Source organism: Streptomyces sp. NPDC001903 (assembly GCF_042891345.1).
In the GTDB taxonomy this organism is placed as follows: Bacteria; Actinomycetota; Actinomycetes; order Streptomycetales; family Streptomycetaceae; genus Streptomyces.
This window is the reverse complement of record NZ_JBIASZ010000010.1, coordinates 127,723-150,131: the sequence shown is the minus strand read 5'-3', so window position 1 is coordinate 150,131 and position 22,409 is coordinate 127,723. Positions and strand designations below refer to the sequence as shown.

At 74.6% G+C, this 22,409-nt stretch carries 22 protein-coding genes; 14 read left to right on the top strand and 8 right to left on the bottom strand.

The genetic code is table 11. The features are described from left to right. Window positions 1-32: 32 nt before the first annotated feature. Window positions 33-329, bottom strand: coding sequence for a hypothetical protein (locus tag ACFYZS_RS22825; protein WP_389015513.1), 297 nt, complete (start codon window positions 327-329; stop codon window positions 33-35). Window positions 330-502: 173 nt separating this feature from the next. On the opposite strand from ACFYZS_RS22825, the gene ACFYZS_RS22820 reads away from it, so the two are divergent. Further along, a complete protein-coding gene (locus tag ACFYZS_RS22820) occupies window positions 503-1,966 on the top strand; it encodes a regulator (RefSeq protein ID WP_389015511.1) in 1,464 nt (487 codons plus the stop codon). A 64-nt stretch (window positions 1,967-2,030) separates the two neighbouring features. On the opposite strand, the gene ACFYZS_RS22815 is transcribed toward ACFYZS_RS22820, so the two are convergent. The 3 genes from ACFYZS_RS22815 to ACFYZS_RS22805 all read right to left on the bottom strand — a co-directional run bounded on the left by ACFYZS_RS22815 (window position 2,031) and on the right by ACFYZS_RS22805 (window position 5,202). Continuing rightward, window positions 2,031-3,287: an FAD-dependent oxidoreductase gene (locus ACFYZS_RS22815; protein WP_389015508.1), complete on the bottom strand. Its 1,257-nt coding sequence runs from the start codon at window positions 3,285-3,287 to the stop codon at window positions 2,031-2,033. A gap of 268 nt (window positions 3,288-3,555) precedes the next feature. Continuing rightward, window positions 3,556-4,449 (bottom strand): TIGR01777 family oxidoreductase, encoded by an 894-nt coding sequence (locus ACFYZS_RS22810; RefSeq protein WP_389015505.1) that lies wholly within the window; start codon window positions 4,447-4,449, stop codon window positions 3,556-3,558. A 69-nt stretch (window positions 4,450-4,518) separates the two neighbouring features. After that, window positions 4,519-5,202 (bottom strand): VIT family protein, encoded by a 684-nt coding sequence (locus tag ACFYZS_RS22805; protein ID WP_389015848.1) that lies wholly within the window; start codon window positions 5,200-5,202, stop codon window positions 4,519-4,521. 173 nt (window positions 5,203-5,375) lie between these two features. Here ACFYZS_RS22805 and ACFYZS_RS22800 point away from each other — a divergent pair, with 173 nt between their 5' ends. Then, the gene (locus ACFYZS_RS22800) at window positions 5,376-6,530 is read left to right on the top strand and encodes a PP2C family protein-serine/threonine phosphatase (RefSeq protein ID WP_389015502.1); all 1,155 of its coding nucleotides are present in this window, start codon (window positions 5,376-5,378) and stop codon (window positions 6,528-6,530) included. 84 nt (window positions 6,531-6,614) lie between these two features. Here ACFYZS_RS22800 and ACFYZS_RS22795 read toward each other — a convergent pair whose 3' ends face one another. Beyond that, window positions 6,615-6,872, bottom strand: coding sequence for a hypothetical protein (locus tag ACFYZS_RS22795; RefSeq protein ID WP_030291668.1), 258 nt, complete (start codon window positions 6,870-6,872; stop codon window positions 6,615-6,617). A 118-nt stretch (window positions 6,873-6,990) separates the two neighbouring features. Here ACFYZS_RS22795 and ACFYZS_RS22790 point away from each other — a divergent pair, with 118 nt between their 5' ends. Together ACFYZS_RS22790 and ACFYZS_RS22785 are read left to right on the top strand one after the other, a co-directional pair. Continuing rightward, entirely contained in the window at window positions 6,991-7,362 is a 372-nt protein-coding gene (locus tag ACFYZS_RS22790; RefSeq protein WP_389015498.1) for an ArsC/Spx/MgsR family protein, read from the top strand. A 111-nt stretch (window positions 7,363-7,473) separates the two neighbouring features. Beyond that, entirely contained in the window at window positions 7,474-8,058 is a 585-nt protein-coding gene (locus tag ACFYZS_RS22785; RefSeq protein ID WP_389015495.1) for a hypothetical protein, read from the top strand. 24 nt (window positions 8,059-8,082) lie between these two features. Here the strand turns inward: ACFYZS_RS22785 and ACFYZS_RS22780 are convergent, their stop codons facing one another. After that, the gene (locus ACFYZS_RS22780) at window positions 8,083-9,012 is read right to left on the bottom strand and encodes a Gfo/Idh/MocA family protein (protein WP_389015846.1); all 930 of its coding nucleotides are present in this window, start codon (window positions 9,010-9,012) and stop codon (window positions 8,083-8,085) included. 263 nt (window positions 9,013-9,275) lie between these two features. On the opposite strand from ACFYZS_RS22780, the gene glnII reads away from it, so the two are divergent. Next, on the top strand, window positions 9,276-10,295 hold the full coding sequence (gene glnII, locus ACFYZS_RS22775; protein WP_389015492.1) for a glutamine synthetase: 1,020 nt from the start codon (window positions 9,276-9,278) through the stop codon (window positions 10,293-10,295). Between the two features lie 427 nt (window positions 10,296-10,722). Next, the gene (locus ACFYZS_RS22770) at window positions 10,723-11,328 is read left to right on the top strand and encodes a winged helix-turn-helix domain-containing protein (protein WP_389015489.1); all 606 of its coding nucleotides are present in this window, start codon (window positions 10,723-10,725) and stop codon (window positions 11,326-11,328) included. A gap of 234 nt (window positions 11,329-11,562) precedes the next feature. Here the strand turns inward: ACFYZS_RS22770 and ACFYZS_RS22765 are convergent, their stop codons facing one another. Both ACFYZS_RS22765 and ACFYZS_RS22760 read right to left on the bottom strand, forming a co-directional pair. After that, window positions 11,563-13,041, bottom strand: coding sequence for a PepSY-associated TM helix domain-containing protein (locus ACFYZS_RS22765; RefSeq protein ID WP_389015487.1), 1,479 nt, complete (start codon window positions 13,039-13,041; stop codon window positions 11,563-11,565). Window positions 13,042-13,132: 91 nt separating this feature from the next. Beyond that, window positions 13,133-13,849 (bottom strand): hypothetical protein, encoded by a 717-nt coding sequence (locus tag ACFYZS_RS22760; RefSeq protein ID WP_389015484.1) that lies wholly within the window; start codon window positions 13,847-13,849, stop codon window positions 13,133-13,135. Window positions 13,850-13,914: 65 nt separating this feature from the next. Between ACFYZS_RS22760 and ACFYZS_RS22755 the strand changes: the two genes are divergently transcribed. The 8 genes from ACFYZS_RS22755 (at window position 13,915) to ACFYZS_RS22720 (ending at window position 22,374) form a co-directional block, all read left to right on the top strand. Continuing rightward, window positions 13,915-14,517: a rhomboid-like protein gene (locus ACFYZS_RS22755; protein WP_389015481.1), complete on the top strand. Its 603-nt coding sequence runs from the start codon at window positions 13,915-13,917 to the stop codon at window positions 14,515-14,517. Between the two features lie 53 nt (window positions 14,518-14,570). Beyond that, window positions 14,571-15,368: a tyrosine-protein phosphatase gene (locus tag ACFYZS_RS22750; protein WP_389015479.1), complete on the top strand. Its 798-nt coding sequence runs from the start codon at window positions 14,571-14,573 to the stop codon at window positions 15,366-15,368. 98 nt (window positions 15,369-15,466) lie between these two features. Beyond that, window positions 15,467-17,410: a hypothetical protein gene (locus ACFYZS_RS22745; RefSeq protein ID WP_389015476.1), complete on the top strand. Its 1,944-nt coding sequence runs from the start codon at window positions 15,467-15,469 to the stop codon at window positions 17,408-17,410. 175 nt (window positions 17,411-17,585) lie between these two features. After that, window positions 17,586-19,016, top strand: a complete 1,431-nt coding sequence (locus tag ACFYZS_RS22740; RefSeq protein WP_389015474.1) for a hypothetical protein — start codon at window positions 17,586-17,588, stop codon at window positions 19,014-19,016. Window positions 19,017-19,133: 117 nt separating this feature from the next. Further along, window positions 19,134-20,030 (top strand): metal-dependent hydrolase, encoded by an 897-nt coding sequence (locus ACFYZS_RS22735; protein ID WP_389015471.1) that lies wholly within the window; start codon window positions 19,134-19,136, stop codon window positions 20,028-20,030. After that, window positions 20,027-21,073, top strand: coding sequence for a PDR/VanB family oxidoreductase (locus tag ACFYZS_RS22730; protein WP_389015469.1), 1,047 nt, complete (start codon window positions 20,027-20,029; stop codon window positions 21,071-21,073). Before ACFYZS_RS22735 ends, ACFYZS_RS22730 begins: the two co-directional genes overlap by 4 nt. Before the next feature lie 31 nt (window positions 21,074-21,104). Beyond that, window positions 21,105-21,827, top strand: coding sequence for a TetR/AcrR family transcriptional regulator (locus ACFYZS_RS22725; protein ID WP_389015466.1), 723 nt, complete (start codon window positions 21,105-21,107; stop codon window positions 21,825-21,827). 22 nt (window positions 21,828-21,849) lie between these two features. Further along, entirely contained in the window at window positions 21,850-22,374 is a 525-nt protein-coding gene (locus ACFYZS_RS22720; RefSeq protein WP_389015463.1) for a GNAT family N-acetyltransferase, read from the top strand. Window positions 22,375-22,409 lie beyond the last annotated feature (35 nt).

Here is a 22,409-nt window from a genome sequence, read left to right as displayed (position 1 = left end):
AGCCAAGGGTACGGCGGCCGGATCTCGCCCCCTCAGTGGCCCGTCCACGAGGGCTCGGCGGGGCCGGGAGGCAGCGGCCTCGGCCGCCGGGACCGGCTCCGGGCCACCGGCCGGTCCGGGTCCTCGTCGGCCGTCGGCAGCCGCCGGTGACCCTCGGAGTGGTCGTTGACCCAGCCGCACACGCCGCACGCGTACCGCCCGTCCAGCCCGGCGATGTACGTGCCGCACCGCCGGCACTCGGCCTCGGTCAGCTCGGGCGCGGGCAGCGGTGCGGGCAGTCGTGCGGTGTCGTCGGCGGAGGGCTCCGCCCGGGTGGGCCTGCGGGTCATGTCGCGCAGCGTACGCGGACGGAGGGGGTCAGTCCGTAAAGCGCCCTACCGATTCTGCACACGATCGGATGAATGTGGGACAGAGGGGGCGGCATGAGCGGAGTTCGCCGCTACATTCACGCCGTTCACAGGGCCGGGACTCCGGTCCGTCACGTCAGGAAACCGTGGAGCCGATGACGGAACGACCTGCCCAGCGCGTCCCCAACCGGCAGCTCGCGGCGCTGATCGCGGAAGCCGGGTTCTCCAACGCCGGTCTGGCCCGGCGCGTCGACCAGCTCGGCCTGGAGCACGGTCTCGATCTGCGGTACGACAAGACCTCCGTGACCCGGTGGCTGCGCGGGCAGCAGCCGCGCGGAACCACCCCGGCGCTGATCGCCGAGGTCTTCACCCGGCGCCTGGGCCGCCGGCTCTCCGCGCAGGACCTGGGCTTGGACGCCTGCGCGCCCGTCTACGCCGGTCTGGAGTTCGCGGCCACCCCGGAGGAGGCCGTCGACATCGCCAGCGGGCTGTGGCGCAAGGACTCCGGCTCCCACGCCGAGCTGCGGAAGATCGCGTTCACCCCCGCCGGGCTGGTCGTACCCAGCCGGGACTGGCTCATCGGGCGCGCCGACGAGCGCGTGGGCCGCGGCGCGGATCCGGCGGCCGCCGCCGCTGCCGTCGCGGCGGCGGCCCGCGTGCCGGTGCAGGGGCGCGGCTCGGTGCCGAGGCAGCGGCAGATCGACCGGGGGCCCGGCCAGCGGGTGACCGGCGGGGACATCGCGGCGCTGCGCTCGGTGAGCGAGCTGTTCCGCACCCTGGACCACACCTACGGCGGCGGGCACGCCCGGCAGGCCCTGGTGCGCTACCTGGAGCACGAGGCCGAGCCGATGCTGCGCGGCACGTACGGGGAGACCACCGGGCGCCGGCTCTTCGCGGCGGCGGCCGACCTGACCCGGCTCGCGGGCTGGACCTCGTACGACATCGCCGCCCACGGGCTCGCCCAGCGCTACTTCGTGCAGGCCCTGCGGCTTGCGCAGGCGGCCGGGGACCGGCCGTACGGCTCGTACGTGCTGGTGACCATGAGCCGGCAGGCGGTCTACCTCGGCCACGGCCGGGAGGCGGTGCAGCTGGCCCGCGTCGCGCAGCAGGGCGTCGGCTCCGGGCCGCCGCCGGTGGTGCAGGCGCTCCTGCACTCGGCGGAGGCCCGCGGGCACGCGGTGCTGGGCGAGGTCCGGGCGGCGACGGCCTCGCTGGTGCGGGCCGAGCGGGCGCTGGGCGCGGCCCGGCCGGGCGACGACGTACCGCACTGGGCCCGGCTGTTCGACGAGGGGCAGCTGGCGGACGAGTTCGGGCACTGCCACCGGGACCTGCAGCAGTACCGGGCCTCGGCGCAGCACGCGGAGCGCTCGCTCCAGCTGCGGGCGCCCGGCTTCGCCCGCTCGCGGCTGTTCTGCCGGGTGGTGCTGGCGACGGCGCGGCTGGGGCTGGGCGAGCTGGACCAGGCGTGCGCGCTGGGCGCGGAGGCGGCGCAGCAGGCGATGGAGATGCGGTCGGTGCGGGCGGTGGAGTACGTACGGGACTTCGAGCGGCGGCTGGAGCCGTACCGGGACGCCTCGGCGGTGCGGACCTACCGGGACCGGGTGGCGGCGCTGTCGTGAGCGCGTGAGGGGACGGGGGCGGGCCCGGTTCCGCGGGGGAACCGGGCCCGGTCCGTGGTGGTTCTCAGGCCACCGCCCGGACGGCGGGCTCCGCACTCGCCGGCAGCCGGACGCCGAAGTCGCGCAGGACGGCGGTGGCGGCGCGGCGGGCCGAGTGCAGGGCCCCCTGGACGGTGTTGGAGTCGCGGTGGTCCCCGCACACGTACAGCCCGGCCAGGACCCGGACCGGGCGGCGCAGGTCGTACGGCGGGGGCATCGCCGGAACGGCCTCCGGGGCGTGGTGGACGGCCAGCAGCTCCCAGTCGCGGGTCCCGGTCTCGTACAGCCGGGCCAGGCGCGAGGCGACCGTACGGGCTGGCGGCGGCGGGCCGAGCACGGTCGTGGTGACCAGGCTCCGGCCGGCCGGGGCCCGCGTCGGGTCGACCGCGCTCATCACGGCGGTGTGGGCGACGGGCCAGCGCGGATCGCCGTCGAGCAGGAGCGAGCCGTCCCACGGGAGCGGGGCGGAGGTCGCGTGGTGGATGACGGTGACCTCGTGGAACGCCGGCACCCGCAGCCCCGGCAGCAGTTCGGCGGCGGCCCGCGCGCCGGTGGCCAGGACGGCGGAGCGGCAGCTGAAGTCCCCGTGCTCCTCGGTGGTGACCAGCTTGGTCGCCACCGACCGGACCCGGACCCCGGTGCGCACCGTGCCGGGCGGCAGGGTGGCGGCGAGCAGTTCGGGCAGGGCCGCGGCCCCGCCCTCGGGCACGGCGAGCCGGCCGCGGGCGAAGGTGCGCAGGGCCAGGTCGGCGACCCGGCTGGAGGTGGTGAGCTCCGGATCGCGGAGCAGCGCGCTGAGCAGCGGGCGCAGGGTCGCGCCGAGGGCCCGGGAGCGCAGGGCGGCGAGCGCGGTGCGCTCGGGGCGGGCCAGTACGCGTTCCACCGGCAGGGCGGCGAGCCGGCCCAGGTAGGCACTGAGCCGGGCCTGGTCGAAGGATCCGCTGGCCAGCGCACGGGCCGGGGTCAGCGCCCCGGCGCGCGACTGCCGGCCGTCGGTGTGGACGAGGACCCCCGGCGCGAAGGGCCGCAGGACCAGGCCGGCCAGTCCGGGGGTGCGGTCGAGCTCCGTGTACGAGGTGTTGAGCAGTTGTCCGATCCGGTCCAGGCGGAATCCGTCGACGTGCTCGGTGGCCATCCGGCCGCCGGGATCGTCCGCGGCTTCCAGGACGGTGACCGTGACTCCTGCCGCGATCAGGTGGTGCGCCGCCGCGAGTCCTGAGACTCCGGCTCCTACGATGACGACGTCCGCGTGCTGTGCGGTGCGGTGCGAGCTGGTGAGCACGTGCCCCTCCCCGAGGTCGGCGCGGCTGTGTGGGAATCCTCCTTCCCCCAACGGGCTCCAGGGGAACCCGAGTTCGGTGGGGTATTACGGCCAACTCCGGTCGCACACCGGTCGCATCCGGGTCACAGGCGGTCGCACGGGGGGCGAAGACCCGGCCGCGGGCCGGGGCGGAGGGGCCGGTACGGAGGGCCCGTACGGAGGGGCCGGGGCGAAGCGGCCGCCGCGGGCGGGCCCGGGGCGGACGGGCCCGGGGCTATCGGGCCCGGGGCTATCGGGCCAGCGCGGCCCGGATCGACTCCTCGATCCCCGGGTGCCGGAAGGTGAAGCCGGACTCCAACAGCCCGGAGGGGAGCACCCGCTGACTGCCGAGCACGTCCCCGGCGAACTCCCCGAGCACGACGCGCAGGGCGGGGGCCGGTACGGCGAACACCGCCGGCCGGTGCAGTACGCGGCCCATCGCGGCGGTGACCTCGCGGTTGGTCAGCGGCTCGGGGGCGGTCAGGTTGAGGGGGCCGGAGAGCCCGGGGGTGTCGATGGCGTGCCGCAGGGCGGCGATCTCGTCGTGCAGGGAGATGAAGGACCAGTACTGGCGGCCGTTGCCGAGCCGGCCGCCGAGGCCGGCCTTGAAGATCGGGAACAGCTTGCCCCAGGCCCCGCCCTCGGCGGCGACGACCAGTCCGGTCCGGGCGAAGACCGTCCGTACGCCGGCCAGCTGTGCGGGGGCGGCGGCGGCCTCCCAGTCGACGCAGACCTCGGGGAGGAAGCCCTGCCCGGCGGGGGCGTGCTCGTCGACGGCGCGGTCTCCGGTGTCCCCGTAGTAGCCGACGGCGGTGCCGCAGACGAAGACGGCGGGCGGCACGTCGAGCGCGGCGATCGCGCGGGCCATGGCCGCGGTCCCCGCGACCCGGCTGTCCCGGATCTCCTTCTTGTACGCGGCGGTCCACCGCCGTTCGCCGACCCCGGCCCCGGCGAGGTGGACGACGGCCCCGCAGCCGGCGAGCCCCGCGGGGTCCACGTATCCGCGCCGCGGGTCCCACTCGGCCTCGTCGGGTGCGGCCGGCGTACGCCGTACGAACCGCACCGCCTCGTGCCCGTCCGCCCGCAGGGACCGCACGAGTGCCTGCCCGATGAGCCCGCTCGCCCCGGTGATCGCAATGCGCATGCCCCCATGATGCCGCTCCGCTCCCCGGCGCACGCTCCCCCCGCCCCGACGGCCCGCGGCGCGGCGCGGTCAGGACGTGCCGATCCAGGTGCCGACCCCGTACGTGACGGCCATCGCCAGGGCGCCGCCGATGACGTTGCGCAGGATCGCCCGGCCGGGAGGGGCTCCGCCCAGGCGGGCGCTGATCACCCCGCACAGCGTCAGCGCCGCCAGCACCGCCGCCACCGTCACCGGCACCCGCCCCGACGGCCCCGGCAGCACGATCGCCAGCAGCGGCAGCAGCGCGCCCACCGTGAAGGCGACCAGGCTCGCGAACGCGGCGTGCCAGGGGTTCACCAGCTCGTCGGGGTTGATCCCGAGCTCCACCCGCGCGTGGGCCTTCAGCGCGTCCCGCTCCGTGAGCTGTACGGCCGCCTCCCGCGCGAGGTCCCGGCTCAGCCCTCTGGCCTCCAGCAGCCCGGTCAGTTCCGCCAGCTCCGCCTCCGGCTCCTCGGCCAGCTCCCGCCGCTCCGTCTCCAGCGCGGCCCGTTCCGAATCCCGCTGGGAACTCACCGAGACGTACTCCCCCGCGGCCATCGACAGCGAGCCCGCCAGCAGTCCGGCCACCCCCGCCGCCAGGATCGACGCGCGCGAGGTGGTGGCCCCGGCCACGCCCACCACCAGCCCGGCGGTGGAGATGATCCCGTCGTTCGCGCCGAGCACCCCGGCCCTCAGCCAGTTCAGCCGCGAGCCGATCTCCGCGCTCTGCTCCACCGCGCCCGACCCGCGCGACCCTCCCGGCCCGCCCCGCCCGCCCGGCCCGCCGCCGGTTCCCGCATCCGCATCCGCATCCGTCACGGGACCACTGTCGGCGCCGGGACCCCGCAGGGCCACCCGGCGGGCCGGTCCGGCGTGCGCGCCCCCCGCCCGCGTACCAGGGTGGAGGGGTGAGACGCCGACGGGAGGAGCCTGGCTGGCTGCACGGGAAGCCGCCACCGCGCTGGGCGCGGATCGCGCCGCCCGTGGCCCTGGTGGTGCTGGTGCTGGCACAGGGCATCACCCCGGGCGACATCGAGCTGGGCTACTTCCTGGCCGGCCTGCCCCCGGTCGCGGCGTTCGCGTACGGGGCGGCCGGCACCGCCGTCTTCGCCGGGATCGTGCTGCTGCTGCTCGGCGTGTCCTCGCTCGGGGTCGGACACGCCCAGGGCGCCGATCTGGCCACCGTGGCCGTGATCGCTCTGCTGAGCGTGGTCATCGCCTGGGTCCGGCGGCGGCGCGACGCGCAGCTGGTCAGCGTGCGGACCGTCGCGGAGGCAGCCCAGCTGGCCGTGCTGCCGCCGGTACCGGTGCGGGTCGGAGCAGTGCGCTGTGCCGGGCTGTACCGGGCCGCCCAGCGCGGCACCCTGGTCGGCGGCGACCTGTACGACGTACGGGTCGGCCCGTACGGGGTACGGGCGCTGGTCGGGGACGTGCAGGGGCACGGCCTGGCGGCCGTCGGCACGGTGGCCGCGCTGCTCGGCGCCTTCCGGGAGGGGGTGCTGGACGACAAGGAGCTGGTGGGGGTGGCGGCCCGACTGGACCGCAGACTGCTCGCGGACACGGCGGGCGCGGCGGACACCCCGGTCGCGGCCGGCGCGGCCGACTCGCCCGGATCGGCCGGATCGGCCGGCTCCCCGGACGGATCGGGGGAGCAGCCGGAGCTCTTCGCGACGGCGCTGCTGCTGGAGTTCGCGCCCGGGCTGGACCTCGTACGGATCGTCTCGTGCGGGCATCCGCCGCCGCTGCTGCTGCGGGCCTCCACCGTCTCGGAGCCGACTGTGGAACCGGGCCCTCCGCTGGGGCTCGGGCTGGCCGGGCCGGACCTCGCGGTGGCGGTCGACGTACCGCTGCTGCCCGGTGACCGCCTGCTGGCCTACACGGACGGGGTGACGGAGGCCCGGGACGCGGCGGGCGAGTTCTACCCCCTGGCGGCCCGGCTCCCCGCCCTGGAAACGGACCCGGCGGGCCTGGTCGAGGCGGTGTGGCAGGACCTGCTGGAGTTCACCGCCGGCGGCCCCGGCGACGACGTGGCCCTCCTGGTCCTGTCCCTGCCGGAGGCCTGAGCCCCGGGCCCCGGGCCCCGGGCCCCGGGAGCGTACCCCGACCGGCGTCCGGCCGACGGGCGGCCGGACGCCGGGGTGCGGGGCTCAGGCTCCGTTGCTGATGATAAAGGCGCGGACCATCTTGCACGTGACGTTCGACGGGCGGTGGATGCCCGTGCGGACCGCCATCGTCCGGATCTTGCGGTTGGTGGCGCGGCGGGCGTCGTACGTCCCCGAGTCGAGCAGGGATATCGCCAGCCGCATCGCCTTCAGACGGCGGTTGTGGCTCTCGTACCACTCGCGGGGCAGGCCCGCCGGCAGCGGCTTCTTCTTGACGGGCCCCATGGTCGTGGCAGTGGCCATCTACAGCCTCCCAAACGGTAGTTGGCTTCCTGTCGTTCTCCCTCGATTTTACCGGGGACCACTGACAAAAGCCCCTGGCCAGACGGGCTCCCGCACGGCTCCCCCTACGCTGGGGGCCATGGAGATCTGGATCAATCCCGCCTGCTCGAAGTGCCGCAGCGCACTGACCCTGCTGGACGCGGAAGGCGCCGAGTACACGGTGCGCCGCTACCTGGAGGACGTACCGTCCGAAGCCGAGATCCGCGAGGTCCTGGGCCGGCTCGGCCTGGAGCCGTGGGACATCACGCGCACCTCGGATCCGCTCGCGAAGGAGACCGGCGTACGGGACCTGCCGCGCGAGGAGACGGACGAGGCCCGGGGGCGCTGGATCGCCCACCTGGCGGCGCACCCGAAGCTCATCCAGCGCCCGATCATCACGGCGGAGGACGGCACGGCGGTCGTCGGCCGCTCGGAGGAAGCGGTCCGCGAGGCGCTGTCGCGCCGCCCCTGACCCGGCCGCCCGCGCCCGTTCCTCATCTCGGTCTCACCCTGCCACCCCATATGGTGTGAAACCAAGCAAAAGGGATTCACCGCACCAAAGGGATCGCAGCAAGGGACCACGATGACCGACGAGCAGACCCGGCAGGACCAGCAGAGCCGACAAGGCCGGCAGGACGGCCCGGACGCACAGGACCGGCAGCACCTCCCCGGGCCCCACCTCCCCCCGCCGCGCCGGGGCGCCGACTGGATGTTCGGCGGGGTCTACGGGACCGTGCTCGCGTCCGGCCTGCTCGCCGCGCTCGATCAGGCGGGCGGGGAGTCCACCCCCTTCTACGACGCCAGCTGGGTCCTGGTCACCGCCGGCGCGGCCGCGCTCGCGCACGGCTACTCGCACCACATGAGCAGCCATCAGGGCGGCTCCGCCGCCCACCGGTGGCGGGTGCTCTCCCGGGCACTGTGGAACGAGTGGCCGATGATCGTGGCCACTCTTCCCACCGTCCTGCTCCTGATCCTCTCGGCGTTCACCCACTGGGACTCCTCCGCGGTGACCGCCGTCGGACTCGGCCTGAACACCGCGCTGCTCTTCGCGTGGGGCTCCTTCGTGGCCCTCCGCGTCGGCTACCGGCTCGCCTCGGCCCTGCTCATCGGCATGGCGGACGCCACCATCGGCCTGGCCATCATCGTGGCCAACGCGGTCATCAAGTAGCACCGCCCGCCGGGCCCCGGCCCCTCACTCCGGGAGCAGGGACTCCGCCTCCGCCAGGATTTCCGTCAGGCGCGCGGCGAACCGGGCGTCGCGGGGGTCCGGTACGCCGGTGCGGGCCGCCGCGATCAGGGCGTCGAGGGCCCGGCCGTAGGCGCCCGGCACGTCGGTCCAGTTCGGCAGCGAGAAGACCCCCTCCGCCCCGCGCAGTTCCAGCCCCACCCCGGCCGCCGCCGTCGGCGCGCCCAGGCTGAGCACGGCCGTACTGGCGGCGCCCGAGGCGTGGCGCAGGGCGAGCTGGACCACGTCGGAGGGGCCGCGGGTGGCGGAGACGGACGTGACGTCGCCGAGGACCGGGATCAGGACGGACAGGGCGTGCGGGCCGACGTCCCACAGCCCGCCCTTGGCCTTGCGCCAGGGCGAGGCGGCGTACGCGCTGGGCGCGCCGTCGGGCGGGAACACGGCGCCCAGCCAGTGGGCGCTCGCCGTGAACCACCCGGAGCGGCCGGCCTGCTCGGCGACCCAGCCGGCGGCCGGTTCGGCGAAGCGCAGGGTGAGGAAGACGACGGAGGCGACGCCGTGCCGGTCGGCGGCGTCGGCCACGGCGTGCGCGTCCTCGGCGGTCGTGGCGACGGGCTTGTCGAGCAGGAGTTGGCAGCCCGCGGCGGCGGCCCGGACGGCCAGCGGGGCCTGGACGTCGGGCGGCAGGGCGAAGGCCACGACGTCACAGTCGGCGAACAGCGCGTCGGGGTCTTCGTACACCTTCACGCCGTACGCGTCGGCCAGCTCGGCGGCGGCTTCGGGGCGGCGGCCCCACACTCCGGCGAACTCGGAGCCGGCGTGCGCGGCCAGGGCGGGGGCATGGGTGCGGTGGGCCCAGGGGCCGGTGCCCAGCAGGCCGACCCGGGGGCGGGCCGGCAGGCGGGGGGAGTCCGTGGGGCCATCGGCCGAGGTCAAATCGTACGAAATGCTCACCTGCTCAGTCTGCCCCACTCGGACGGGTGTGCTGCCACCAACCCGCACAACCCGCTCGACCTGCGGCGTAAACCTCGGTAACACGGGGTTCACACACGGGCAACGGAAGAGAAATCGCGAGCGGGCACGCTGCGGTCTACACCGCAACGCACCGCAGTACGACAAACGCGGCACGACGAACACAGCACCCGCAACGCAGTACCCGCAGAGTCTGCGCCGGAGCGACGCACCGAAGGATGGGGCCCGTGAGCTACAAGGCTGAGTACATCTGGATCGACGGCACCGAGCCGACGGCGAAGCTGCGCTCCAAGACGAAGATCCTGGCCGACGGCGAGGCGCTGCCGATCTGGGGCTTCGACGGATCGAGCACCAACCAGGCCGAGGGCCACGCCTCGGACCGCGTGCTCCAGCCGGTGTTCTCCTGCCCGGACCCGATCCGCGGCGGCGACAACGTCCTCGTGCTCTGCGAGGTCATGAACATCGACATGACCCCGCACGAGTCGAACACCCGCGCGCTGCTGCGTCCGATCGCCGAGCAGTTCGGGGACCAGGAGCCGATCTTCGGCATCGAGCAGGAGTACACCTTCTTCGACGGCACCCGGCCGCTCGGCTTCCCGGTGAACGGCTTCCCGGCCGCGCAGGGCGGCTACTACTGCGGTGTCGGCGCCGACGAGATCTTCGGCCGCGAGATCGTCGAGAAGCACCTGGACCACTGCCTCGCCGCGGGTCTGGCCATCTCCGGCATCAACGCCGAGGTCATGCCCGGCCAGTGGGAGTTCCAGGTCGGCCCGGTCGGCCCGCTGGAGGTCTCGGACCAGCTGTGGATCGCGCGCTGGCTGCTGTACCGCACCGCCGAGGACTTCAACGTCTCGGCGACGCTGAACCCGAAGCCGGTGAAGGGCGACTGGAACGGCGCGGGCGCGCACACCAACTTCTCCACGAAGGCGATGCGCGAGGACTACCGCGCCATCATCACGGCGTGCGAGGCTCTGGGCGAGGGCTCGAAGCCGCTGGACCACGTCAAGAACTACGGCGCCGGCATCGACGAGCGCCTGACGGGCCTGCACGAGACCGCCCCGTGGAACGAGTTCAGCTACGGCGTCTCGGACCGCGGCGCCTCGGTCCGCATCCCGTGGCAGGTGGAGAAGGACGGCAAGGGCTACATCGAGGACCGCCGCCCGAACGCGAACGTGGACCCGTACGTGGTGACCCGCCTCATCGTGGACACCTGCTGCACGAGCCTGAAGAAGGAGGGCCTGGTCTGAGACCCGGCCCGCCCCGCAGGCACGACGCATGACACATGACGCGCGACGCCCGCCGAGAGCCCCAGTGGCCCGGCGGGCGTCGCGCGTTGGGGTTACCGGAGGTCCGCTGGAGGGCTCATGGCGGAATTTGAGATTCCGCTCCACTGATTGAGACGGGGTATGCCCCGGGTCCCCCACATCTGCTTCAATGGCGCCCATGGCCAGCCACTCGCACCCCTCGAACGGTCGCAGCGACCTCGAGCCGTTCTGGCCCTCCCGTCAGGATCACGATTTCGACCGGGTGTGTTGCCGCACGGAGAACGCGCCGACCCTCTAAAGCCTTTCGGGATCCGCCAACAGAGCTTCCCCGAGGCCTTCGGTCCGCGCGGTACGCGATGACGTACGTACGTCTCCTGCCGGCCACTTCGCGTGAAAGAGCTGACCACTCATGTCTCACACCCGTTCCCTGACCTCTGCCGCCTCCGCCGCGACCGCTGCGACCGTGCCCCTCGCCTATCCGCCCAGTCCGCGCCACCGGCTGCGCGCCGTGGACCGCGACGAGGTCGCCCGCGTCGTCGACCTGCTGCCGCCCGGAGCCACCTGGCTGCCCGCGCCGCAGCACGCCGTGCCGGCGCTGCCGGGCCAGCCGCCGATGGTCGGCTACCTGGTCCTCGTACCGGCCGGATCGGACGATCTGCCGCCGATCGCCTTCGCCCCGCAGTCCGTTCCCCAGCCGCAGCCCCCGGCCCCCGCGGCCGCCGCCGTCGCCGGGGACGAGCTCGTCCGCATCGACGCCGCCCAGCGCACCGCCGAGGTCGACGGCCGGGTACTCGACCTGACGTACCTGGAGTTCGAGCTGCTGGCCCACCTGGTGGCGCACCCGCACCGGGTGCACAGCCGGGACCAGCTGGTGACCACGGTCTGGGGCTACGGCCACGTCGGCGACGGCCGGACCGTGGACGTCCACGTCGCCCGCCTGCGCCGCAAGCTGGGCGCGGCGCACCGCGGCGCGATCCAGACCGTGCGCCGCGTGGGCTACAAGTACGCCCCCTGAGCCAGATGCGCCGGTGGGCCCGTACTCCAGCGCGGAGTACGGGCCCACCGGCTGCCGAGCTAGGGAGTGTCGTCAAAGTAGCGTCGGCCGCCCGAAGGGCGGTGGTCGGCGGGGTCTGGTGCGTGCGATCGCAAGGCGGAGGAGGGACCCGACGCGGAGCGTCGGTGACCGACGACAACGCGGCGAGCGTGCGTGCCAGACCCCGCCGACCAGACGGGACTTTGACGACACGACCTAGGCCGCGCGGCGCGCGGCGACCGCGCCGAGCAGCACGTCGATCGCGAGGAACGCGACCAGGCTGATGCCGAGCAGCGGTACGAACCACCCGACCACCGCGGTCACGGCGGCGAGCGGGAGCAGCATCGTCAGCGGCACCTTGCGCCAGGCCCCGCGCGGCTGCGCGCGGCCGACCGAGAGCGCACGGTCCTTGGTGGGCCTGCGCAGCCACCACATCCGGTAGCCCCAGAACACCAGGAACATCACCGCGACCGCGAGCGCTCCGAGCGCGATCTGGTTGGCGAGCCCGAAGGTCTTCCCCATGTGCAGGTCGATGCCGAAGCGCGTCAGCTGCGCGAGGACGGGGTAGTCGGCGAAGCGCAGTTCGTCCATGATCCGGCCGTCCGCGGGGTCGACGGAGACCGAGTCGAGGTGGACCGGCAGCTGCTTGTCCTGCTCCTTGACCACGTAGCCCTTGCCCTTGGCGGGCAGGGTGACGCGGAGCTCGTGGGTGACCCCGGCGGCGCGGGCGGCGGCCACGGCCCTGTCGATGCCGATCTCCGCGGGGGCCGCGGCCGCGGGCATCTCCATGCCGTCGGGCATGCCGTGCCCGGCGTGCCCCGAGTGCTCGTCGGAGCCGGCGCCCGAACCGGGGGCGAGGGCCGCGGACACCGAGGGGGTGGCGCCGCCGAGCCCGTCCTGGAGCCGGCCGATGTTCTCGCCCGCGTACTTCGACCAGGTCAGGCCGGTCGCGGAGAGCCCGACGAGTCCGACGACGGCCCAGAGGCCGACGGTGCCGTGCCAGGACAGGGTCTTGCGGCGGCCGGTGGCGGCACGGTCGGGCAGGACGAGCAGGGCCTTGCGGGAGCGGCGGCGGCCGATCCACAGGGCGAGTCCGCCGAGCGCGACGACCCAGAGCCAGCTCGCGGCGAGCTCGCTGTAGTTCCGGCCGAACTCGCCGAGCTGGAGGCTGGAGTGGAACTCGCTGAGCCAGGCGCGCAGCGGCAGCGCGTCGCCTTCGGTGGTGAGCACTCCGTTGACGTGGGCCGAGTACGGATCCACGAACACGGTGCGGGTCTGGCCCTCCTCCAGCCCCGGGACCTCCATGATCACGCGGGTGGTCGCCTCGGGGTCGGGCGCGGGCCACACGCCCACGACCTTGCCCTCGGGCACGGTGGCCCGGGCGGCGGTGAGCTGGGCGCTGAGCGGGACGGTGCTCTCGCCGACCTTGGCGACGGTCAGCTCGTCGGCGTAGATGATCTTCTCGGCCTGCCAGGAGCCCGCGTACAGCAGGCCGGTGGCGGCGGCGAGGAACAGCAGCGGGGCTATCAGGATCCCGGCGTAGAAGTGCATGCGCAGGAGCAGCGGCCGCAGGGCGGCCCAGGCTCCGGGCTTCGAGGACGCGTCGGGCGCGTCGGGTGCGTCGGCCGGGGCGGGTGTGGTGGTCGGTGCGGTGGCGTCCGGGGTGTGGACGTCCTGAACCTCGTCAAGGGACATGTGGGTCCTAGCTCTTGGCGCGTTGGCGCAGACATGGGTGAACAGGCCCCAGGTCTCGCCTCCTCGCCCATGAGGGAGGTGCGCCGCCGGTTCAGGCGGCGCAGGCAGGACGGCCGGGGGCCGTGGCGCGGACGTCTCGGCACCCGGGCGGGCCGCGGCGCACCAGGGCGTGGGCGGGCACCGCTCCGCGCAGCCTGCGCGGGGGTTCGTACGAGGGCCGCGGCGCGGGCGGCGCCGGTGCGGCGGCCACCCGGGCCCGGAGCAGCGCGAACGCGCGGGCCAGCGGGCGGGCCGCCAGCAGCGCGGCGGCGCCGAGGACCGGGGCGAGCCGGAACACGGCGGCCTCGCCGCGGGCCAGCCAGGCGGCGCAGAACAGACCGGCGAGCACGTGCGCGGCGATCATGCCGAGTCCGCCGTGTCCGGCCATGCCGGCCATGGCGTCCATCCCGGCCATGCCGTCCATGGCGCGCATGCCGTCCGTGCCGCCGGACACGTGGTGGTGCTCGGGCATCGGCATGGACATCGACATCGCGGCCCGGTGGCCCGCGCGCCCCGCCTGGCTGCCCGAGAAGAGGAGGTGCAGTACGCCCTGTACCGCGAGCAGCGCCGCGCTGATCCCGACGGGCCCGCGGCGGCGCCCGGCGCCGAGCCATGCGAGGCCGCCCGTCACCGCGAAAGCACCCAGAAGGCCTATCAGGGGGATGTCCACACCAGACATGTACGAATGCCCCACGGCACCCAAGGCGGTGCACACCGCCGCGAACATCGCGGCCCGTGTGGCGCGCAGTGGCGCGGGGGTTCCAGACATGGCTGAAACATGCTCGCACGGGCCCCGACTCCGCCAGTCCGAGGGTCGTATCCGATCATGATCGGATGAATTCACTGCTCTGGCCGCCACCGGCCCTCGGTCTGGTGTATGCGGGCGGGCTCCAGGTCGGCGCGTACGCCCTGGAGCGACGGGGGTGGGCGGAGCGGGAGCGGGTGCTGCGCGGCTGCTCGACGAATGTCGACAATCTCGCCGCCGGCCGCTGGGAGACCCTGCTGAGCAGCGCCTTCGTCGTCGAGGAGCCCATGCCGCTGCCGTACGCGCTGCTGCTCGTCACGGTCCTCGGGTACGCGGAGTACGCGTACGGGGCCTGGTGGACGGTCGGGGTGTTCCTCTTCGGGCACGCCACCGCGACGCTCCTCGTCTTCGGCGCCCTGCGCGGGACGGCCGACACCCCGACCCGGCGGGCCCTGGACGTGGGCGCCAGCTACGGCTTCAACGCCGTGCTCGGTGCGCTGACCTCCGCACTGCCCCGCGGCCCGGTCCGCACGGCCGCCCGGGTGGGGCTGCTGGCGCTCGCCGCGGGGCCGGTGCTCAGGCGGGACCGGACCTTCACGGACGCGGGCCACCTGGCGGCGCTGGGGGTGGGGGTCGGGCTGTCGCTCGCCTTCGATTACCTATCCGGGACGAAACACCCGAAAATCGGATGAACGAACATCCGCCGCACCACCCACGCCGCACCCACACCGCTGGAGCCGCCACGATGACCACGACCACCCCCTCCACCACCGTCGCCAACCTCCGCGACCTCGGCGGCACCCCCCTCGCGGGCGGCCGCACGGTCCGCCCCGGCCTGGTCCTGCGCTCCGGCCAGCTCGACCGGCTCGACGTGGACGCCGACCCGGTGGTGGCCGCGCTGGGCCTGCGTACGGTCATCGACTTCCGCACCGACGCCGAGCGCGCCGCCCACCCGGACCGGATACCGCAGGGCACCCGCCTCCTGGTCGAGGACGTCCTCGCCGACAAGATGAGCTCCGGGAAGATGCCGGCCGCCACCCAGCTCAAGGACCTGCTGTCCGACCCGGCGATGGCCGAGGAGCACCTGGGCGGCGGCAAGGTGCAGGCGCTGTTCGCCGACACCTACCGCTCCTTCGTGTCCACCGCCTCCGCGCAGGCCGCGTACCGGACGCTGCTCACCGAGCTCGCGGATCCGCAGGCCGGACCGCTGCTGTTCCACTGCACGGCCGGCAAGGACCGTACGGGCTGGGGCGCGACCGTCGTCCTGGCGCTGCTCGGCGCGGACGACGAGACCCTGATGACCGAGTACCTGTCCGTCAATCCGGCGGTCAAGCAGGCGTTCGCGCCGATGATCGAGGGCTTCACCGTCGCCGGCGGCAACCCGGACATCGCGCTGGGCCTGATCGGGGTGTTCCCCGAGTACCTGCAGGCGGCGCTCGACGAGGTGAGCACGCGCTACGGCTCGATGGAGAAGTACGTGCGCGAGGGTCTCGGCGTCCCCGACGAGGCGGTCGAGGCGCTGCGCACCCGCCTGACGGCCTGACCGGGGGCCGCCCGGCCCCCTTCGGCCCGGCGCCTTCCGACCCGAACGTGCGACCCGGGGGCGGGTGACCATCCGACGATTCGCTCGTTCTGCTGAACGTGACTGCGCCGGACACCGCCACCCTCCCCCCGTCCCCCGTGCCGCCCGACGTCGAGCTGGCCGAGGCCGCCATCGTCGAGCACTACCCGCGGCTGGTGCGGCTCGCCTATCTGGTGCTGCCGCCCGCCATGGGCCGCAACCGGCGTGTGCTCACCGCCCATTCGCTGGCCCAGCGGGCGCTGCCGCGCGGGCGGCGCGGCGCGGGGGCGGAGGCCGCCGCCGCGGCCGCCGTACAGGGCGGGGTCCCGGGCCAGCGCGGGACCCCGGGCGCCGAGTCGGGGTACGCCTACGTACGGCTGAGGGTGCTGCGCGCCGCCCTGGAGGCCGGGATCCCGCTGACCTTCCGGGCGCTGCCCCGGCGGGCCCAACTGCCTCCGCTGCTCCCCCAGGTGTGGGGGCTTCGGCTGTTCCCACGCTCCGGCGGGGCCGAGGAGCTGGCCCTGGACCAGTGGCTGGCCACCCTCGACGGCCCCGGCCGGGCGGCCTGCGTACTGCGGGCCCTGGAGCGGCTGCCGGAGGCGGAGGTGCTCCGGGTGCTCACCGAGGCCGGGGTGGCGAACCCGGCCGCCGCGGTCGCGGAGTCGGGGGATCCGGCCAACGACGCCCTGTTCGCCTCCCCCGAGTTCGACCCGTGCGTGCTCCAGGCGCGCCCCACCGACCTGCTGCGCCGGCGCCGGTTCGCGCGGGCCGCCCTGGCCGCCGGGGCCGCCCTCGCCGTGTGCGGGGCGCTGCTCGCGCTGCCCGGCGGCGGCTGGGGTGCGGACGGGGCGGCGGCCCCGCCGTACGCGCAGAACGCCGCTGCGGAGCAGGCCCTGGACCCGGGCAGGCTGGTCCGGGTCGCGCCCACCGCCTGGCGCACGTCCTCCCGTACGGGCTTCTCCACCTGGCCCGCCCGCGGCGACCGCACCGACGACGCCGAACTGCTGCGCCGGGCGCTGGCCGTGTGGGCCCGGCCGGGCCGGACCGTGGTCGCCTCGGCCACCCCGGGCACCCCGCCCGGGCCTCCGATGGGCCCGCCGCAGCTGCTGTTCGCGGGCACCGTCGACCAGGCGGTCGTGGTCCTGCTGTACGACGGACTGCGCGTGGTCCGGTACGCCGAGCCCCGCACCGGGACCTCGGTCGCGGCCCTCGACTTCGCCCGGACCGACGCGGCCGCGGCGGAGTCCGCGACCGCGCTGGTGCTGAGCCGCGTCGACGGCAACGTCCGCTACCTGACCGCGCCCTGGGTCACCGGGGTGGGGCTGCGGGACCTGCTCAAGCCCGGCGACGCCCCGGCGGCGCTGAAGCTGGGCCGGGACGGGATCACCCCGCCGGTGGCGAGCCCGGCTCCGACGGGCAACTGCACCGGCTGGAACGCCCTGGCGCTGACCGGCGGCGGTGCCACCCGGCTGGTCACCGACCTCGGCGAGCTGACCCCGGCCCGGCTGACCTCGGGCGCGCCGGGCGCGGAGCGCGACGTCGCGGAGGGGGCGGAGCTCGGGGACTGGTCGCGGATCGCCTGCCTGCTGCCCTCGGTCCGCTCGCACGGCGTCCGCAGCGTCAACGCCTGGACGTACGCGAAGCAGCCGCTGCCCGAGGGCGACGGTACGGCGACCTGGCTGTGCACCCGGGCCGAGACCTGGGCGGGTACGGAGGACAGGGTGCAGGCGCAGTTCCTGGCCCCGGGCGCCCCGCTTGCGGCGCAGGCCGCGAAGGCGGAGGGCTCGCCGGCGTGCGGGGCGCGGGAGCCGCGGGTGCTGGCGGGCGTGCTGTGGAAGTCGAAGGCCGGCCAGTGGTACGTACTGGCGGCCGGCAGTGCGCAGTTCGCGTCGCTGTCGGTGTCGGGCGGCGCGGTGTCCGGCTCGGCGAACGGCAACCGGCTGGCGGTGAAGGCGCCGGCGGGGGCGCAGGTGGAGCTGACGGGCAAGCTGACGGACGGTACGAAGGCGGGGGTGCTCCGGTAGCGCCACGGGGCGGCGTGGGTGAATCTTCAACCGTCGGGGTCTCAACCATCCTGACGGGGCGGGGAGTTGGCGGGATCCGGACATGACGGCCACACGGCGCACATGGCATGATCGGGTTCCGGTTACCACTCGGTAACCCACCCACACCCCCCTCACGTACTGAAGGTTCACCCACGTGCGCATGCTCGCCCGACGGCTCCTGCTCCCCGGCCTGACCACACTCGCGCTCACCGCCACCGGCTGCTCCTCGACCCCGCACACCGGCGCCGCCGACGCGGCCGCCCCCGCCACCCTCGCGCCCGCCGGCGACGGCACGTCGCAGCAGCTCGACGTGGCCGCGGCGCCGCAGGGGACGCCGACACCGGCGGCCGTGGCCCGCGCCGGCGGGAAGGGCAGGACGGAGCAGTCCTCGCTCAAGGTCGCCTCGTACGACCCGGCGACCGGACGGGCCGTCATAGCCAAGGCCCCGCAGGGGCCCGCACCCGCCAAGTCCGCCAAGCCCTCCGGCTCCGCCTCCCCTTCGGCATCGGCCTCCGCGGCGGCCGACAAGCCCGTCGCCGTGGGCGACGTCATCGCCAGCGCACCGGCGCCCGGCGCCCCCAACGGCCTGCTCGCCAAGGTCACCGAGGTCGTCGGCAAGACCGACCGCGGCACCGAGGTCAAGACCGCCTCCACCACGCTGGCCTCCGTCCTGAACGAAGACAAGGCCGACGGCAAGGTCCCCGTCGACCCCTCGTCGGTCACCGTCGAGCCCCTGATGAAGGGCGTCACCTTCTCCTGGGCCAAGAGCGGGGGCGTGAAGTTCGGGCCCGAGGGCGCGAAGCTGCCGCTCGGCAACCTGCGGCTCGACGTGAACGCCGCCGTCGACACCGCCCCCGACGCCCCCGCCTCGGCCGGCGCCTCGGTGTCCGGGTTCGTCCAGCTCGCCCCGCAGGTGGAGTTCTCCTACGACGGCACCCCGGGCGGCGGCTCCGGCCCGCGCGGCGCCTTCCTCGGCATGAGCGGCGACTGGTCCTCGCAGTGGAAGCTCCAGGGCCGCGCCGCCGCGAGCACGGGAGCGCCCAAGCGCATCCCGTTCGCCAAGCTGCACAGCGCCCCGGTCATCCAGGTCGGCCCGGTGCCGGTCGTCGTCAACCTCGACCTGACCTGCTACGTCCAGGTGGAGGCCGACGGCCGCGTGACCCTCGACGTCCAGCAGGACGTCAAGGGCGACTTCAAGGTCGGCGGCAGCTACGCGCTGGGCAAGGGGTGGACGCCGGTCAGCCAGTCCAACGTCAAGAGCACGCCGGTCACGGCGACGGTCACCGCCTCGGGCAAGGTCAAGGGCGCGCTCGGCGCCGAGGCCTCCGTCGGCCTGTACGGGGCCGTCGGCGTCAGCGCGGACTTCGCCCCGTACCTGCGCGGCGAGGCGGACGCCAAGGCGAGCGCGTCCAGCGACGGCAAGACCTCCCTCAGCGGCTCGTGGGCGCTGTACGGCGGCTTCGACCTGAGCGGGCAGCTCCACCTCCAGCTGTCCCTGTTCGGCACGCCGGTCTTCGAGCGCAAGATCCCGCTCGGCGCCCTCAACCGCGAGTGGGCGCTCGCGAGCGGGCACGCGGAGCGGTAGCCGGAGCCGGCGGTATCGCCGCAAGGCCCCCGGGTGCGCCGCGCGCACCCGGGGGCCTTCGAACTTGATGGCCGCAGAGGGGTTTTCCTCTCCCCTACCCCTCAGTACATTGACGCCATGTCTAATACGCCGCACGCGCCCGCCCCCGTGGCGTCGGAGCACATCGAGCTCAAGGCGCGGAACGTGTCCTTCGGCTGGGAGGACACCCCGCTCCACTGGCTGCCCGGAGACCCGTTCGCCACGCACACCATCAACGTGCTCCACCTGCTGCTGCCCGCGGGCGAGCGCTGGTTCGTGCACGTCTACAAGCAGGTGCTGCCGTACATCAAGGACGAGCGACTGCGCGCGGACGTCGTCGGGTTCATCGGCCAGGAGGCCATGCACGCCGCCGCCCACGACGACGTGCTCCCCCACCTGAAGCGGCTGGGCCTGGACCCGACGCCCTACACGGCGCAGGTGGACTGGCTCTTCGAGAAGCTGCTCGGCGACCGGACGCTGCCCCCGGGCAGGGCCCGCCACTGGTGGCTCATGGAGCGGGTCGCGCTGATCGCGGCGATCGAGCACTACACGGCGTTCCTCGGGGACTGGGTGCTCAACGCGGACGAACTGGACCGGCGGGGCGCGGACCCCGTGATGCTGGACCTGCTGCGCTGGCACGGCGCGGAGGAGGTGGAGCACCGCTCGGTGGCCTTCGACCTCTTCATGCACGTGGACGGCGGCTACCGCCGGCGCGCCCGGACCTGGGCCACCGCGTTCACGGCGCTCGTCTTCCTGTGGCAGCGGGGCGCCCGCTTCTTCATGGAGAACGACCCGGAGCTGACCGCCGCCAAGGCCTCGCTCGGCCAGTTCTTCCGGGCGGGGCGGCAGGGGACCCTGCCCTCGGCGGGCGCGATGCTCAAGTCGATCCCGACGTACCTGTCCCGGACGTACCACCCGTCCCAGGAGGGCTCCACGGCCCAGGCCGTGGCCTACCTGGCCTCCTCCCCCGGCGCGAACGGCGGTGCCGCCGCATGAGCCGCGCCCTGAAGCTGGCGGCGGTGGCGGGCGCGGCGCTGCTGACCCGGCGCGCCCTGCGCGGACGCATCGCCCGCTCCCCGCTGTGGCCCCTCCCCGCGCTGGAGACCCCGATCTCGGGCCACTCCCCGCGCCGTTGGCTGCCCGCGCTCGTCGTGTCCCGTACGGAGCCCGCGGACGGGGTGCTGATGCTGACCCTCGAATCCCCGGAACTGCCCCCGTGGACCCCGGGCGCGCACGTGGACGTACAGCTCCCGTCGGGCCTGGTCCGCCAGTACAGCCTCTGCGGCGACCCGGCGGACGCGGGCCGCCACACGATCGCGATCCGGCTGATCGAGGACGGCCGCGGCGGCTCCCGCGAGGCGCACGCCCAACTGGTGGAGGGCGCGGAACTGCCCGTCCGCCCGCCCCGCAACCGCTTCGAGCTGGTGCCGTCGCCCTCGTACGTCTTCGTCGCGGGCGGAATCGGCATCACGCCGATCCTCCCGATGCTGCGCGCGGCGCAGGCGGCGGGCGCGGAGTGGACCCTCCTGTACGGCGGCCGCTCGCGCTCCTCCATGCCCTTCCTCGCCGAACTGGAGGCGTACGGCTCCCGGGTGGCCGTCGTCCCGGAGGACGAGGCGGGCCTCCCCGACCTGACCGTGCTCGCCGCGGCGGCCCCCGGCACCCTGGTCTACTGCTGCGGCCCGGCCCCCTTGATGGAGGCGGTCCGGGAGGCGGCCCCACCCGCCGTCCCGGTCCACCTGGAGCGCTTCACCGCGACTGCGGCGACCGGAACCTCCCGCCCCTTCACGGTGGAACTGCACCGCTCGGGCCGCACGATCGGGGTCGCGGCGGACGAATCCACCCTGGCCGCGGTCCGCCGGGAGCTCCCGGACACCCCGTACTCCTGCGAGCAGGGCTTCTGCGGCACCTGCCAACACCGCGTCCTCGCGGGCGAGGTCGAGCACCGCGACACCCTCCTCACGGACCAGGAGCGCGAGGACTCGATGCTGCTGTGCGTCTCCCGTGCCCAGGACGACCACCTGGTCCTCGACCTCTGAGCGTTGCCGCAGGCCCAGTAGGGTGTGGCGCATGACTACCGGGACGCGGCGCAGGATGGGTGTCGAGGAGCGGCGGCAGCAGCTGATCGGGGTGGCCCTGGAGCTGTTCAGCCTCAGGTCGCCCGACGACGTGTCGATCGACGAGATCGCGGCGGCCGCGGGCATATCGCGGCCGCTCGTCTACCACTACTTCCCCGGCAAGCTGAGCCTGTACGAGGCCGCCCTGCGGCGGGCCGCCGACGACCTCGCCCAGCGGTTCGTGGAGCCCCGGGAGGGGCCGCTCGGGGCGCGGCTGCTGCGCGTCATGGGCCGGTTCTTCGCGTTCGTCGACGACCACGGGCCCGGCTTCTCGGCGTTGATGCGCGGCGGTCCGGCCGTCGGGAGCAACCGGACCAACGCGATGATCGACGAGGTGCGGCAGGCCGCGTACGAGCAGATCGTGACGCACATCGGCATCGAGGACCCGCCCGCGCGGCTGGAGCTCGTGGTGCGGTCCTGGGTGTCGCTGGCGGAGTCCACCGCGCTGATCTGGCTGGAGGGGCGGAAGATCCCGCGGGCCGAGCTGGAGCTGCAGCTCGTGCACGACTTCGCCGCGCTGGCCGCCGTGAGCGCCGCGTACGACGCGGAGATGGCCGCCATCCTCGGCCGGATCCTCGCCGACGAGCCGGCCGACGGGCCGTTCGGGGAGCTGGTGGGCCGGCTCGTGGGGCTCGTGCCCCCGGCCGTGGAGACCCCCGTTCCGAACCCCCGCTGATCATCCGCGTGATAATGCGCCCGTGATCATTAATGACGGGATCCTGTTCCGGCGTGCCGTGGAGAAGGACGCCGCCACCCTGGTGGCCCTGTACGACCAGGCCGCCCGGTGGATGCGCAAGCACGGGATCGACCAGTGGAAGCCCGGGGACAAGGGCGCCGCGCACTTCCTGGCGAAGATGCGCGAGGGCGAGGTGTGGCTCGCCGGGGACGCCGACGGGCGGATCATCGGCGCGTACGAGCTGTGGTGGTCCGACGAGGAGGCCTGGGGCGTACAGCCGCCGGTCGCCGGCTACGTGCACCGGCTGATGGTGGACCGCGAGACCGCGCCGCCCGGGACGGGACTGCGGCTCCTGGAGCACGCCGAGACCCGGATCGCGGCCACCGGCCGGGAGCGTGCCCGGCTGGACTGCGTCTCCTCCAACCCGAGGCTGCTCTCGTACTACCGCGGCGCCGGCTACCGGGTGGTCGGTGAATTCCCGTCGAAGCAGGGCAAGGACGGCCGGGTGTACGGGGTGATCCTGCTGGAGCGCCGCCTCGCCGCGTGAGGGGCGGTACCGGATCCGTGGTCCGGTCCGCCCCC

What these genes read in the sequence shown, in the direction of transcription:
- ACFYZS_RS22825 (WP_389015513.1), bottom strand. Translation starts at nt 329, where the DNA reads ATGACCCGCAGGCCCACCCGGGCGGAGCCCTCCGCCGACGACACCGCA.
- ACFYZS_RS22820 (WP_389015511.1), top strand. Translation starts at nt 503, where the DNA reads ATGACGGAACGACCTGCCCAGCGCGTCCCCAACCGGCAGCTCGCGGCG.
- ACFYZS_RS22810 (WP_389015505.1), bottom strand. Translation starts at nt 4,449, where the DNA reads ATGCGCATTGCGATCACCGGGGCGAGCGGGCTCATCGGGCAGGCACTC.
- ACFYZS_RS22795 (WP_030291668.1), bottom strand. Translation starts at nt 6,872, where the DNA reads ATGGCCACTGCCACGACCATGGGGCCCGTCAAGAAGAAGCCGCTGCCG.
- ACFYZS_RS22790 (WP_389015498.1), top strand. Translation starts at nt 6,991, where the DNA reads ATGGAGATCTGGATCAATCCCGCCTGCTCGAAGTGCCGCAGCGCACTG.
- ACFYZS_RS22785 (WP_389015495.1), top strand. Translation starts at nt 7,474, where the DNA reads ATGACCGACGAGCAGACCCGGCAGGACCAGCAGAGCCGACAAGGCCGG.
- ACFYZS_RS22770 (WP_389015489.1), top strand. Translation starts at nt 10,723, where the DNA reads ATGTCTCACACCCGTTCCCTGACCTCTGCCGCCTCCGCCGCGACCGCT.
- ACFYZS_RS22765 (WP_389015487.1), bottom strand. Translation starts at nt 13,041, where the DNA reads ATGTCCCTTGACGAGGTTCAGGACGTCCACACCCCGGACGCCACCGCA.
- ACFYZS_RS22760 (WP_389015484.1), bottom strand. Translation starts at nt 13,849, where the DNA reads ATGTCTGGAACCCCCGCGCCACTGCGCGCCACACGGGCCGCGATGTTC.
- ACFYZS_RS22755 (WP_389015481.1), top strand. Translation starts at nt 13,915, where the DNA reads ATGAATTCACTGCTCTGGCCGCCACCGGCCCTCGGTCTGGTGTATGCG.
- ACFYZS_RS22750 (WP_389015479.1), top strand. Translation starts at nt 14,571, where the DNA reads ATGACCACGACCACCCCCTCCACCACCGTCGCCAACCTCCGCGACCTC.
- ACFYZS_RS22735 (WP_389015471.1), top strand. Translation starts at nt 19,134, where the DNA reads ATGTCTAATACGCCGCACGCGCCCGCCCCCGTGGCGTCGGAGCACATC.
- ACFYZS_RS22730 (WP_389015469.1), top strand. Translation starts at nt 20,027, where the DNA reads ATGAGCCGCGCCCTGAAGCTGGCGGCGGTGGCGGGCGCGGCGCTGCTG.
- ACFYZS_RS22725 (WP_389015466.1), top strand. Translation starts at nt 21,105, where the DNA reads ATGACTACCGGGACGCGGCGCAGGATGGGTGTCGAGGAGCGGCGGCAG.